The organism is Streptomyces sp. NPDC056169 (genome assembly GCF_042268445.1).
GTDB lineage: Bacteria > Actinomycetota > Actinomycetes > Streptomycetales > Streptomycetaceae > Streptomyces.
Map to the genome: position 1 here is coordinate 251,590 of NZ_JBHJUO010000010.1, position 12,153 is coordinate 263,742.

At 71.2% G+C, this 12,153-nt stretch carries 11 protein-coding genes; 4 read left to right on the plus strand and 7 right to left on the minus strand.

Annotated elements, in window-relative coordinates:
* Nucleotides 1-51 precede the first annotated feature (51 nt).
* From ACFC0G_RS18445 to ACFC0G_RS18465, 5 genes are all read right to left on the minus strand, one after another.
* Nucleotides 52-387, minus strand: a complete 336-nt coding sequence (locus ACFC0G_RS18445; protein WP_376404352.1) for an ArsR/SmtB family transcription factor — start codon at nucleotides 385-387, stop codon at nucleotides 52-54.
* A 189-nt stretch (nucleotides 388-576) separates the two neighbouring features.
* The gene (locus ACFC0G_RS18450; protein WP_376404354.1) at nucleotides 577-1,365 is read right to left on the minus strand and encodes a methyltransferase domain-containing protein; all 789 of its coding nucleotides are present in this window, start codon (nucleotides 1,363-1,365) and stop codon (nucleotides 577-579) included.
* Nucleotides 1,366-1,384: 19 nt separating this feature from the next.
* Nucleotides 1,385-2,491, minus strand: coding sequence for a GTP-binding protein (locus tag ACFC0G_RS18455; RefSeq protein ID WP_376404356.1), 1,107 nt, complete (start codon nucleotides 2,489-2,491; stop codon nucleotides 1,385-1,387).
* Nucleotides 2,492-2,528: 37 nt separating this feature from the next.
* Nucleotides 2,529-3,788 (minus strand): GNAT family N-acetyltransferase, encoded by a 1,260-nt coding sequence (locus tag ACFC0G_RS18460; protein ID WP_376404358.1) that lies wholly within the window; start codon nucleotides 3,786-3,788, stop codon nucleotides 2,529-2,531.
* A gap of 30 nt (nucleotides 3,789-3,818) precedes the next feature.
* On the minus strand, nucleotides 3,819-5,069 hold the full coding sequence (locus tag ACFC0G_RS18465; RefSeq protein WP_376404360.1) for an RCCLKC-tail radical SAM protein: 1,251 nt from the start codon (nucleotides 5,067-5,069) through the stop codon (nucleotides 3,819-3,821).
* 795 nt (nucleotides 5,070-5,864) lie between these two features.
* On the opposite strand from ACFC0G_RS18465, the gene ACFC0G_RS18470 reads away from it, so the two are divergent.
* The 3 genes from ACFC0G_RS18470 to ACFC0G_RS18480 are packed head-to-tail and all read left to right on the plus strand — an operon-like array spanning nucleotide 5,865 to nucleotide 9,333.
* Nucleotides 5,865-6,776, plus strand: a complete 912-nt coding sequence (locus tag ACFC0G_RS18470) for a phosphate ABC transporter substrate-binding protein (RefSeq protein WP_376404362.1) — start codon at nucleotides 5,865-5,867, stop codon at nucleotides 6,774-6,776.
* A 2-nt stretch (nucleotides 6,777-6,778) separates the two neighbouring features.
* Entirely contained in the window at nucleotides 6,779-8,611 is a 1,833-nt protein-coding gene (gene pstC, locus ACFC0G_RS18475) for a phosphate ABC transporter permease subunit PstC (protein ID WP_376404364.1), read from the plus strand.
* Nucleotides 8,599-9,333, plus strand: coding sequence for an ATP-binding cassette domain-containing protein (locus ACFC0G_RS18480; RefSeq protein WP_376404366.1), 735 nt, complete (start codon nucleotides 8,599-8,601; stop codon nucleotides 9,331-9,333). The genes pstC and ACFC0G_RS18480 overlap by 13 nt, the downstream gene beginning before the upstream one ends.
* Before the next feature lie 161 nt (nucleotides 9,334-9,494).
* On the opposite strand, the gene ACFC0G_RS18485 is transcribed toward ACFC0G_RS18480, so the two are convergent.
* Both ACFC0G_RS18485 and ACFC0G_RS18490 read right to left on the minus strand, forming a co-directional pair.
* Nucleotides 9,495-10,685, minus strand: coding sequence for an acyl-CoA dehydrogenase family protein (locus tag ACFC0G_RS18485; RefSeq protein ID WP_376404368.1), 1,191 nt, complete (start codon nucleotides 10,683-10,685; stop codon nucleotides 9,495-9,497).
* Nucleotides 10,686-10,827: 142 nt separating this feature from the next.
* Complete coding sequence (locus ACFC0G_RS18490) at nucleotides 10,828-11,028, minus strand: hypothetical protein (RefSeq protein WP_376404370.1); 201 nt, start codon at nucleotides 11,026-11,028, stop codon at nucleotides 10,828-10,830.
* 203 nt (nucleotides 11,029-11,231) lie between these two features.
* Between ACFC0G_RS18490 and ACFC0G_RS18495 the strand changes: the two genes are divergently transcribed.
* On the plus strand, nucleotides 11,232-12,110 hold the full coding sequence (locus tag ACFC0G_RS18495) for a siderophore-interacting protein (RefSeq protein ID WP_376404372.1): 879 nt from the start codon (nucleotides 11,232-11,234) through the stop codon (nucleotides 12,108-12,110).
* The last annotated feature ends 43 nt before the right edge of the window (nucleotides 12,111-12,153 follow it).

The following is a 12,153-nucleotide window of genomic DNA, read 5'->3' on the forward strand; positions in this document are numbered from 1 at the left end:
CAAGGCCGCCGCACTCCCGACGAGTGCCGCACGGCCGCAGCCGAAGGGGCTTCAGCTGGATCCCGGTTCCTGACAGGAGTGGGCGGGGGCGCCGATGAGGATGTCGGCGGCGCTGGGGAACTCGGCGATGCAGCGGGGGTTGATGGCGTACCGGATGCTGGCACCGGCACGGCGTCTGGTCAGGAAGCGGACGGTATGGAGGATCTTCAGGTGGTGCGAGACGGTCGACTGGTTGAGTCCAAGATGAGCGACGATCTCACCCACCGGCACGGTCCCCGGCCGACCGCTCAGGAACCGCATGATGCGGATGCGCGTCGGGTCGGCCAGGGCTCGGAACCAGCGGGCGTACTCCTCGACGGTCTCCCGGTCGAGTGACGTATCGGACATGGGAATCCTTAGCGGACCACGAGGATCACCGCCGCCGCGCCGGCCGCGGCGAGCGGCGGACCGGCCGTGCGATCAGGAGCATTGCGCGCGCCGGAATCGGCACGCAGTCGAGCACGACGGTGCAAGACGTAGCCAGGTATCCGTGGCCGGAGCTTCGGCTCCGGCCACGGCCCGGATGTGACGACGTGGTCAGCAGCAGGTGCCGCCGGGCGCGCACTCCTGCGCGCCGGCGGTGCTGTCGACGGGCTTGTGGGCGCGGATGATCGCGGCGTGGAGGCCGTCGGCCGCCTCCTGGGTGAAGACGACCTCCGCGTCCTTCAGGCCGACCGCGTCGAGGAGTTCCTTGTACTCGGCGACCGAGAGGGCGCCGGCGATGCACTGGCTGTGTCCGCCGCGTTCCGCTCGCTCCTCGGGGCTGAGCCGGTCCTCGGCGACGACGTCGCTGATGCCGAGTCGGCCGCCGGGGGTGAGAACGCGGGCCATCTCGGCGAAGACGGCGGGCTTGTTCAGCGACAGGTTGATCACGCAGTTGGAGATGATCACGTCGATGGTGTCGGCGGGCAGCGGGATGGACTCGATCGTGCCCTTGAGGAGGACGACGTTGTCGATCTCGGCATCCTCGACGTTGCGGGCGGCGAGGGCGAGCATCTCCTCCAGAAAGTCCAGGCCGAAGACGCGGCCGTCGGGGCCGACGCGCCGGGCGCTGAGGATGACGTCCAGGCCGCCGCCGGAGCCGAGGTCCAGGACCGTCTCGCCCTCGCGCAGTTCGGCGACGGCGCTCGGGTTGCCGCAGCCGAGGCTGGCGAGGAGGGCGGTGTCCGGGGCGGTGCCGGGGCCGATCTCGTCGTACGCGGCGGGGCCGAAGGTCTGCGGGTCGGGCGAGCAGCAGGCGCCGCTCGTCTCGGCTTCGGCGGCCTTGGCCCGGTAGTACTCCCGGACCTCTTCCTGCAGGCTGCCGGCGGTGGTGGTGTCGCTCATGACAGGTGGTCCTTCTCGGTCAGGCGCCGGCGGGGGCGAGGCGGTGCACGGGGCGCGGGTAGGAGGGCTTGAACGACACCGGGGTGGTCGCCGAGGAGGTGACGGCGGTGGCCAGGTCGGCGGCCTTGACGGCCTCCGTCACGGCCGCGTCCAGGGCGTCGGGCTCGCAGGCGACCCGGGCGTTGACCACGGCCCGGCCGGTCGGCGCGCCGGCCTCGGCGGCGCGGTCGAGGGTGGGCTGCGCGCCGGACTCGGTGAGGCTGAGCTTGGCGAAGTCGCCGTCGGCCGTCTCCACGGTGATCTTGGCGTGGCCGATCACGGCGTCGTGCTCCGCGGCCCAGGCGGACAGCTCCTGAAGGACGGTGCGGGCCCAGGCGGTCGCGTCGAAACCGTCCCCGGCGGCGGTGAGGTCGAGCTCCTGGTTCATCCAGGCGAGCTGGGCCTCGGCGGCCGCGTACCGGTCGTAGTCGATGTCGAGGACGACGTCCTCGTTCGTCGCCGGCGCCTGCCACGCGTCGAGGAGCGTCTCCAGGTGAGCGCCCGTGGTGGCCGAGTAACCGACGACGGTCGCCTTCGGGTTGCTCGTACGGAGCGAGGCGAGGAGTTCCTCCGCACGGTCCGCCTTGATGGTGTCCAGCTTGTTCACGGCGATGACGTCGGCCTCGGTGACCTGCTGGCGGAAGAGGTACGACAGGTCCGACTCGGGCTCGCCCCGCTCGGCGGCGCGGGCGAACGCCAGGTGCCGCAGCGGATCGACCACGGTGGTCAGCGGGGCGACGACCATGTCGTCGCCGTAGTACTGACGCAGCGGACGTACGACGGTGGCCTGGAGGTCCGTGCAGCTGCCGACGGCCTCGGCGATCACGGTGTCGACGCTGTCGGAGGCGACGAGCGCGACGATGGCCTCGACGAGGTCCTCGAACTTGCAGCAGAAACAGCCGCCGGTGACCTCGGCGACGCTGTCGAGCTTGCTGCGCACCAGCTTGGTGTCGACCAGTTCGACGCCCTGGTCGTTGGTGATGACGGCGACCTTGCGGCCCTGCTCCTGGAGCGCGAGCGCGGCGGCGGTCATGGTCGTGGTCTTGCCCGCCCCGAGGAATCCGGTCAGGGGGATGAAGGTGATCATGTGGTCCTTCTCGTCCTTGTCGTGGAGTCGGGCGGGGTCAGCCGCAGCAGCCGCTGTCGCCGGAGCCGCCCAGGAGGGGCAGGTTCGCGGGCTGGGCCGGGGCGGAGGCGGCGCCGAACGCGACGCGCCTGCTGTTCCCGAAGGCGTCGAGCCAGGCGTTCGCCTGCGGACGCAGCGCCGGGTCGGACAGCAGGATCGAGGTGGTGACTTCACGCGGGGTGCAGCCTCGCAGGGCCTTCGCCTGGTGGGCGCCGGCGCCGAACTCGACGGTGCGCAGGCCCTCGGAGTAGGCGTCGCGGACGGGCGCGTCGAGGACGAGGGCGAAGTAGATGCCGCTGCGCTCGCCGATCGCGGCGTAGTCGAAGCCGGCCCACTTCGGGAAGAGGCGGTGGTTCTTGCGGATGGTGACGCAGGTGGCGACCAGCGCGCCGTCCTTGTAGCCGAGGTAGGCGCGGACGTCCGCGCCCTCGTCGATGAGCGCGGAGAGGATGCCGACGATGTGCTCGGGCTCCTCGCCTGCGCCGTTCTTCTCCCGGTTGAGACAGGTGAGTTCGGCGATGCGGGCGACGTAGGGGCGGATGTCGGTGCCGTCGACGCGCTCGATCGTCACGCCGGCGGCTTCGGCGCGGCGGACGTCGCCCTTGATGCGCTGGCGCTTCTTCAGCGGCAGGGCGGCGAGGTGTCCTTCCCAGTTCGGCGCGTCGAGGCTCATGAAGTCCTCGTAGCCCCAGAAGGTGCTGGACGCGCCGGCGGCGTCGAGCGCGTCGACGAGGGCGTCGTTGCCACGACGGCTGGGAATCCAGGGGGCGACGATGCAGCGGATGCCGGCCTCGAAGGCGGCGGGCACGAGCTTGTCGATGACGGACCCCATCAGGGTGGGGGTCCAGAAGTTGTAGGCGACCTCGGTGCGGTAGCCCAGCGGGGAGCCGAGCAGGAGCGTCGGGAAGAAGGGTTCGGTTCCCAGGGCGTCGACTTCGGCGCTGCGCGCGGCGTCGGTCTCGGCGCCGCAGCACACCTCTTCACCGGAGGGCGCCTGCCATCCCAGGTAGGTGCGCGGCTCGTGGTCGACGACCGGCGGGGTGGTGAGGATGTAGCCGGGGAGGAGGGCCAGCTCACCGCGGGCGCGGTGGGCGAGGGTGTGCCAGGGCTGGACGTCGGGGAGCACCTTCTCCGTGGCGCGGAGCCAGGTGGGTCCGAGGTACGGCCACGAGTCGGTGAGACCGGCGAGCTCGCCGGTCCAGTCCATGTCCGGGAGGGCCTGGCCGGTGGAGATGACGACGCGGGGTGATCCACCCATGTCAGTGTCCTTTTCTTGTGAGCGGGTGGGTCAGCACTTCACGCAGCAGCGGATCTTGCCTGCGTCCTCGGCGTCGGTGCGGCGCTCCTGCCAGAGCTCCTCGACGCGCTTGTCGGGGTGGGTCCACTCCACCCAGAAGCCGCGGTCGACAGTGGCGATGTCCTCCATCCAGGGCGAGGAGAGCAGCGGGGAGCCCTTGAACAGCAGCAGTCGGGTCTGCAGGGCGGTGGGGTCGGTGACGCGGGCGAGGCCCGTCTCGACCAGCCAGTCCTCGAAGCCGAGGAGCTCCTCGTACTCGATCCACGGAGTGAAGGGGATGAATGTCGGGTAGAGCTCGAAGCCGATCCGCTCGGCCTCGTCGACCGCCTCGCGCATGTGGTCGACGTCGATGTGCTTGTCGAAGATGCGCAGGATGCGGTTGGAGGGGAACTCGAGTGCGCAGGTGACGCGGCGCAGCCCGAGCGAGACGAGCTTCTCCAGTTCCTTGGTGTAGTCGAGGACGTGGTCGACGCGGGTGGTGAACTCGAACGTGATCGGGCCGATGGCCTCGACGAGTCGCTCGACCACACCGATGCCGATGGTGCGGGAGTTGAAGAACTCGGCGTCGATGAAGCAGAAGTGCCGGACGCCCTCCTCCGCCAGCTGCAACGCGTCGGCCAGGACGCTGTCGGCGTCGTACGCGGCGACACCGCCGTCGTAGGCGCCGTAGACGGAGCAGTAGGTGCACTTGTGGTGGCAGCCGCGAGACGCCTCGATGTTGCCCATCAGGCCGAACGGCGAGTGGTGCGCCGGGTAGTGCACGAGGGAGGGGAACAGGTCCCGGGCGGGCTTGGTGACCGAGATGCGCCGGCGCGGGGGCTTGGGCCGCATGCCCGTGCGGGTCATCAGGGCGGGCACCGCGTCGAGCGCGAGGGTGCCGGCGGCGAGCTGAGCCAGCTCCTCGCTGATGAGCTCGGGCTCCTCCATGATGATGCCGTCGGCGACCTCGAGGAACTCCCGGTGGTTCATCTGCGCGTACTGGCCGAAGGTCACGACCGTGGTGCCGTACGCCTCCGAGACCCTCCGCGCCAGGGCGATTCCCCGCTCGAGACCCTCGAACTGCTGGACCGAGACGAGCGTGAGGTCGAAGGGGCCTTCCGGAATGGCGTCGGGAAGCAGGTGCGCGTCCCAGCCGACGACGTCGGCGCCGTGGTGCTGCAGGGCGGCAGCCGCACACGCTGACGTCAAGGGCTGGAGCTCCGCCTCGAACGCGGAGGCAACCAGAACACGGGCACTACTCACACTTCCCCCCAGGGAGTGATCAAGGAGCGTGACGGATCGAGAGGGGGCCGGGTCAGGGCCCAGGTCGGTAACGACGCTGTCGACCGACGGCCGGAACCCTGCCAGCGTTGAGCGATGTATGTCAATAGATCGATGAATGACTGAAAGACCGTCTCTTCGACCCCCGTCGCCGCAGAGTGCCGCTGCCCCGATTCGCCCTCCTCTGTGGCTGGTTGCGAAGTGAGGTCATCAGCTTGAATCCGTTTGTTCACACAGCTTGAAGCCGTCCAGGGCGAAGATGCCGACAGGCGACCCGTACGGCTTCGGATTTCGTGGCCGACCCCAGGCCGCGCACTCACCACCCCGGCGCATGACTCAAATTCAATCGCCGATCATCGATGATTTCCGTCAATCAAGGTGTCGCCAGGGGGACTCGGAGGCGGTAACGTTCGCCCACGGCATCGCGGTCCGCACCCGGGGTCAGCGGGTGGACGGACACCGATGCCTTGATGCTTCAGGCCCAGTTCAACGGGGAACGCGACAAGGATCGCAAGGGCATCGGCTGCACGCCGCGAGTAGTCATCATCCGCACGCCCAGTGTCCGTCGCGCCGCCCTCCCGGAGCACCCGCAGGCTCGCCCGGGGTCCGCCCACCTCGTCCACGCGGCAGGGGCCACCGGCGGTCACGGCCGCACCCCTTCCACGTCCCGACCGCAGACCTGCATGCCACAAACGGGGCCCCGGCCGCGGCGATTCGCCGCCGGCGTTCCCCGAATCCCACCCCTTCCATCACCGCAAAGGCACCGCCATGTCTTTCATGTCCGCTGAAATCCGCAGTAGAGCACCGCACCTCACCGGACGGCGTGTCCGCCAAGGCGCCTCTGCCGCCTCCGCCGCCCTCCTCCTCGCCGCCGCCCTGACCGGCTGCGCCGGCTCCGCGAAGGCCGGCTCGGACGCCATCCAGGCCAGCGGCTCCACCACCGTCGCCCCGGTGGCCTCCGACGCCGCCGAGGCGCTGAAGGGCAAGGGCCTGAACATCACCGTCGCCACTCAGGGCGGCTCCGCCGGCGGGATCTCCCAGCTCGGCACCGGCCAGATCAACATCGCCCTCAGCTCCAAGCCCTTGTCCGACAAGGACCACAAGGCGTACCCCGACACGGACTTCGTCACCACACAGATCGGCGCGGACGCCGTCGGCGTCATCATCACCAAGGAAGTGGCCGACGGCGGGGTCAAGGGCCTGTCCAAGACGCAGGTGGCGGGCCTGTTCGAGGGGAAGATCACCAACTGGAAGGAGGTCGGCGGTCCCGACCTCCAGGTCTTCGTGTACGACAAGGAGCCCGGTCGCGGCACCCGTGAGGTGCTCGACAAGTTCATCTACGGCAAGGGCGAGCCGCCGGCCCCGCCCAAGTCCGCGAACTACGCCATCGTCGGTGGCAACCTGGAGACCCGCAACAAGCTGAAGTCCACCCGCGGTTCCATCGCCCCGCTGTCGACCGGCTTCATCGAGGGTCACCCCGACCTGGTCGCGGTGCCTCTGGAGGGCGTCGCTCCCACCCTGGCGAACGTGTCGTCCGGCAAGTACCCGATGACCCGTCCGCTGTACATGATCACCAACGGCAAGCCGAAGGGCACCGTCAAGCAGTACATCGACTACATCCTCTCGCCCGAGGGCCAGAAGCTGCTGCCCGAGCACGGCTACCTCACGCGCGAGCAGATGGGCCTCTGACGATGGGGCTCACTCTGGAGCGCCCCATCCAGGCGCCCGGACCCGCCGTGTCGCGGCCCTCCTCCGGGAGCGGCCGCGGCAGCCGGGCGAGATGGGTCTGGGGATGGGCGTACAGCGGCATCCTGTCCGTGCTGCTCACCCTCGCGGTCCTGCTCGGCTACCTCGTCACGGGCATCGCGAGCGGAACCGTCGACTGGGCGGCCCTGTTCACCTCGTCCACCTGGAGTCCGGGGAACCTCGCCTTCGGCGGCCTGGCCATGATCTACGGCTCCGCGGTCGTGTGCGTCCTGGCGCTGGTGCTCGCCGTCCCGGTCGGCTGGGCGGCGGCCGTCGCCTTGTCCGAGTACCTGCCGCCCCGCCTCGCCAAGCCGCTGCGCCTGAGCATCGAACTCCTGGCAGCGGTCCCCTCCATCGTCTACGGCCTGATCGGCATCATGGTGATCCGGCCGTTCGTGGCGGACCTCGGTGACGTGCCGGGCGGCGACAGCCTCCTCGCCGCCGGCATCGTCCTCGCCGTGATGATCATGCCGACGATCGTGGCGGTCAGCGTGGACGCGCTGGCCGCCGTACCCGGCCGGTACCGGGAGGCCGCGTACTCCCTCGGCCTGACCCGCCGCGAGGTCGTCCGCTCCGCCGTCCTGCCCCAGGCCCGGTCGGGCATGCGCGCCGGGGTCCTCCTCGGCCTGGCCCGCGCACTGGGTGAGGCCATCGCGGTCTTCATGGTCATCGGCCGTGCCGACGGACGCCTGCCGGAATCGTTGGGGGACGTCTTCTCCTCCCTCGTGCGCCCCGGTCAGACGCTCACCACCAAGCTGGCCGGCCCCGAGCCGATGCTCGCGGGCACCTCCGGCCCGTACTTCGCGGCGCTGTGCGGTCTCGGCATCATCCTGCTGGCCCTGGTCGCCGTCGCCACCGTGTGGGGCACCCGCGGCTCCACGGGACGGGCCGCGCGCGCCCCTCGTGCCCGTCGGTCCTCCGCGTGGCTGCGCACTCCGAAGGACCGGCTCACCACCGTCGTCCGGCTCGGGGCACTGCTGCTGCCGGGGGCCCTGCTCGTCGGCATGCTCGGCATCCTGCTGGCCCGCGGCGGTGCGGCACTCAATCCGGTCTTCTGGTTCTCGCCCTCCGAAGGCGCGGCGGGCGGCGGCATACGCGATCAGATCGTCGGTACGCTCCTGCTCCTCGCGACCACGGCGCTGATCGCGCTGCCGCTCGGCTACGGAGCGGGCATCGTGATCGGCACGCGTGCCTCCGCGAAGACCGCCCGCGTCCTGGAGACGCTGACCGTGGCGGTCGGCGGGACGCCCACCATCCTGCTGGGCCTCGCGGGGTACGTCCTCTTCTGTACGACCATGGGCTGGGGCCGCTCCTGGCTGGCCGGCGCCGTGGTCCTGGTGCCCGTGGTGGTGCCGGTGGTCGCCCTCACCACCGCGGGCCGGATCCGGAGCATGCCGGCGGAGATCACCGAGGCGGCGTTCGCACTGGGCCTCACCAGCTCCCAGTACGTCCGCTCCGTGGTCGTCCCGTACACCTGGCCGGCCACGCTCACCGGCCTGCTGCTCGGCCTGGCCCGCGCGGCGGGCGAGACGGCCCCCCTGATCTTCACCGCCACGGTGTTCTTCGGGGCTCCCGCCCTCCCGACCGGCATCGTCAACGCTCCGGTCCAGGCCCTGCCCACGCACATCTTCACCCTGTCGCAGGACTCGGGCGCCCCCGAGGCGATCGCCCAGGCGTGGGGCAGCGCCCTCGTCCTGGTCCTGATCACCGCGGGCCTGCTCAGCCTGGCGGTCTTCCTGCGCAACCGCTTCGAAGGAGCACGACGATGGACGATGTGACAACCGGTGCCACGACCATGGACAACAGGGTCGACAGGACTGTCATCGCGGTCCGTGACCTGCAGATCCTCGACGGCACGAAGCGCCTGGTCGGACCGGTGACGTTCGAACTGGCCGCCGGATCCACCACCGGCCTGTGCGGTCCGTCGGGCGCCGGCAAGTCCACCGTGCTGCGCGCCCTGGTCGACCTGCTGCCCCACGGGCTCCGCCGTCAGGGCGAGGTGGAGGTCCTCGGCCGTCCCGTCCGGTACGGCAAGGGCGACGCCGGCCTGCGCAGCACGGTCGTCCTGGTTCCCCAGACCCCGGTCGTCTTCGGCGGCAGCATCCTGGACAACGCCCTGTTCGGCCTCCGTCACCTGGTGCGGGCGTCCAGGACGGAGCTGCACGACCGCGTCGAGCAGGCACTGCGCGAGGCCGGCCTGTGGAGCGAGGTCTCCGACCGGCTGGACACCCCGGCCCAGACGCTGTCCAACGGCCAGCGCCAACGGCTCTGCCTGGCCCGGGCCTTGGCCCTCGAACCGGCGGCCCTCCTGCTGGACGAGCCGACAAGCGCCCTGGACGAGCGGAGCCGCGACACGGTCGAGGAGTCCGTGGCGGCCCTGCGGGGCAACCGGACGGTCCTGCTCGTCTCTCACGACCCCGCACAGGTGGAACGGCTCTGCGACCGGACGGTCCGTATCGACCTGGCGAACGCCTGCGAGCCTTCCCCGGCGGCGGTCTGAGCACGTGTTCGCTCCGTAGCCCGTGGCCGCTGGGACCCGGGCCCGCCGTCGCGAGGTAGGCGAGACGGCGGGCCCAGGAGCATGACCGGGGTGTCAGCGGCTCCACCGGACCCGTACATGCGACCTCTTTTGTGCCGACTACCCGTCTTCGTCACACACGCTCAGCGGCGGACGCGGGGCATGCCGAGGCCGATCCAGGAGATGATCTCGCGCTGGATCTCGTTGTTGCCGCCGCCGAAGGTGAAGATGACGGCGGAGCGGTAGCCGCGTTCCAGTTCGCCGTGGAGGACGGTGCCCGCCGAGCCCTCCTTGAGGGCGCCCGCGGAGCCGACGACCTCCATCAGGGCCGCGTAGGCGTCGCGGCGGGCCTCGGAGCCGTAGACCTTGACGGCGGAGGCGTCCTGGGGGGTGAGGGTGCCGTGCTGGACGGCGTTCACCATCTGCCAGTTGAGGAGCTTCATCGCGTCCAGCCGGGCGTGGGTGCGGGCGAGGGTGCGGCGGACCCACGGGAGGTCCAGGACGCGGCGGCCGTCGGTGAGTTTCGTGTCGGCGGCCCAGCGCTGGACGTCGTGGAGGGCGCGGATCGCCATCGTCCCGTGGGCGGCGAGCGTCACCCGCTCGTGGTTGAGCTGGTTGGTGATGAGGCGCCAGCCCTTGTTCTCCTCGCCGACGCGCCGCGAGGCAGGGACCCGGACGTTGTCGTAGTAGCTGGCGGTCGTGTCGTGCGAGGCGAGGGTGTTGATGATCGTGCAGGAGTAGCCGGGGTCGCTCGTCGGCACGAGGAGCATGGTGATGCCCTTGTGGGGCGGGGCGTCGACGTCGGTGCGGACGGCGAGCCAGACCCAGTCGGCGGTGTCGCCGTTGGTGGTCCAGATCTTCTGGCCGTTGACGGTGTAGTGGCCGGTGGTCTCGTCGCCCTCCCGGACCGCACGGGTCTTGAGGGCGGCCAGGTCGGTGCCCGCGTCGGGCTCGCTGTAGCCGATGGCGAAGTCGATCTCGCCGGAGAGGATCCGGGGCAGGAAGTACGCCTTCTGCTCGTCGGTGCCGTACCGCATGATCGTCGGCCCGACGGTGTTCAGGGCCATCAGCGGCAGGGGCACGCCGGCCTGGGCTGCCTCGTCGAAGAAGATGAACTGCTCCATCGGGGAGAGTCCGCGCCCGCCGTACTCGGCGGGCCAGCCGACACCGAGCCAGCCGTCCGTGCCGAGCCTGCGCACGGTCTCCCGGTAGAAGCGCTTCTGCGCGGCGGGGTCCGCGTACCGGGAGTGGAAGTCGTCCGGGACGAGCTCGGCGAAGTACGCACGCAGCTCGGCGCGCAGGCTGTTCTGGGCGGGCGTGTACTCGAGGTGCATGGGGGCCTCCCGTGGCGGCGCGCTCGTGCGACGGCGGCCACGGTAGAACGTGTTTCACAAATGTGGAAGGCCGCGGCCCCGGTTCGGGCGAGCCGATCCGGGGCCGACGGGGCAGGAGCTGGAAAGGAGCTGGAAAGGAGGCCTAGGGCAGGAGCTCGTCCATGGACGCGCGCCCCTTCTCCGCCATACGGCGTTCGGCCCAGGCGATGCTCTTCGGATTCACGTCACGGCCGGATGCCAGGACCAGGTCCTCCGCCGTGAACTCGCCCTCCGAACCGGCGTGGAGCAACCGGTCGGGCGTCGGGAGATCCCCCACGGACGTCTTGTCGGGCTCAGCGTTCATGCCGCCTCCTACGTGTTCTTCCGGCACTCGCCATTCTCGTGTCCTGCCGACCGGAGCGCATCCGGGACGGTGGCACGGGGCGGTGTCCGGGGTGCTGTGCGGGGCCGCAGGACACGTCCTCCCGTGTCGGCGGGGTGTCGGCGGCGTGTCGACGCGCCCCGGGAGGGTGGGCCGAGCCCACCCGACCCCCCGAGGAGTCAGCGATGTCCCAGCCCCCGGCCTTCCCCTTCCCCCTGCGGCGCCTGCGCGTGACCGCCACCCGCCCGGTCACCCCGCGTACGCTCCGCGTCACCCTCGGCGGCCCGTCGCTGGTCGGGTTCACGCTCGCCGGGCCCGACCAGCAGGTGAAGCTGTTCTTCCCCCGGACGCCCGGCACGGAGCCGGTACTGCCCGCCGTCGGAGCGGACGGTGACGTGATGCGGTGGTACGCGGCCTACGCGGCGCTCCCGGAGGCGGAGCGGCCCTGGATGCGGAGCTACACCGTCCGAGCGCACGACCCGGTGGCGGAGACCGTCGACATCGACTTCCACCTGCACGGCGGGGGCGCCGGGGCGGCCGGCGCGGAGGACGGCGAGGGTCCGGCGACCCGGTGGGCGCGGCGCGCGCGGCCCGGTGATCCGCTGGGCGTGTTCGGGCCGTCCGCCGCCTTCGCGGTGCCCTTCGATCCGGGCGCGGGCGACTGGACGCTCCTGTACGCCGACGCCTGCGCGGTGCCCGCCCTCGCCACGGTCGTCGCCGCGCTCCCGGCGGGGCGGCGGGCCCTCGCGTACGTCCAGGTCGACGACCCGGCCGACGTACAGCCCCTGACGACGGCCGGGGACCTCACCGTGCGGCTGCTGCCCCACGACGCGCCGCCCGCCGACGCCGTCCGCGCCGGGACGCTGCCGCCGGGCAGTCCCTCCGGCTGGCTCGCGGGCGAGGCCTCGGCGGTACGCGGCCTGCGTCGGCACCTGGTGGAGGAGCGCGGCGTGGACCGCCGCGCGGTCCACTTCACCGGCTACTGGCGCCGCCGCCTGTCCCAGGACGACGCCCCGACCCCCGAGGACCTCACCGAGGCCCGGGAGCGCCTCGCGACGGGCTGAGCGGAGGCCCGTCCTGCCGGGATCAGGACCAGGTCCCCCGTCG

What these genes read in the sequence shown, in the direction of transcription:
- ACFC0G_RS18445 (WP_376404352.1), bottom strand. Translation starts at nt 387, where the DNA reads ATGTCCGATACGTCACTCGACCGGGAGACCGTCGAGGAGTACGCCCGC.
- ACFC0G_RS18450 (WP_376404354.1), bottom strand. Translation starts at nt 1,365, where the DNA reads ATGAGCGACACCACCACCGCCGGCAGCCTGCAGGAAGAGGTCCGGGAG.
- ACFC0G_RS18455 (WP_376404356.1), bottom strand. Translation starts at nt 2,491, where the DNA reads ATGATCACCTTCATCCCCCTGACCGGATTCCTCGGGGCGGGCAAGACC.
- ACFC0G_RS18460 (WP_376404358.1), bottom strand. Translation starts at nt 3,788, where the DNA reads ATGGGTGGATCACCCCGCGTCGTCATCTCCACCGGCCAGGCCCTCCCG.
- ACFC0G_RS18470 (WP_376404362.1), top strand. Translation starts at nt 5,865, where the DNA reads ATGTCCGCTGAAATCCGCAGTAGAGCACCGCACCTCACCGGACGGCGT.
- pstC (WP_376404364.1), top strand. Translation starts at nt 6,779, where the DNA reads ATGGGGCTCACTCTGGAGCGCCCCATCCAGGCGCCCGGACCCGCCGTG.
- ACFC0G_RS18480 (WP_376404366.1), top strand. Translation starts at nt 8,599, where the DNA reads ATGGACGATGTGACAACCGGTGCCACGACCATGGACAACAGGGTCGAC.
- ACFC0G_RS18485 (WP_376404368.1), bottom strand. Translation starts at nt 10,685, where the DNA reads ATGCACCTCGAGTACACGCCCGCCCAGAACAGCCTGCGCGCCGAGCTG.
- ACFC0G_RS18490 (WP_376404370.1), bottom strand. Translation starts at nt 11,028, where the DNA reads ATGAACGCTGAGCCCGACAAGACGTCCGTGGGGGATCTCCCGACGCCC.
- ACFC0G_RS18495 (WP_376404372.1), top strand. Translation starts at nt 11,232, where the DNA reads ATGTCCCAGCCCCCGGCCTTCCCCTTCCCCCTGCGGCGCCTGCGCGTG.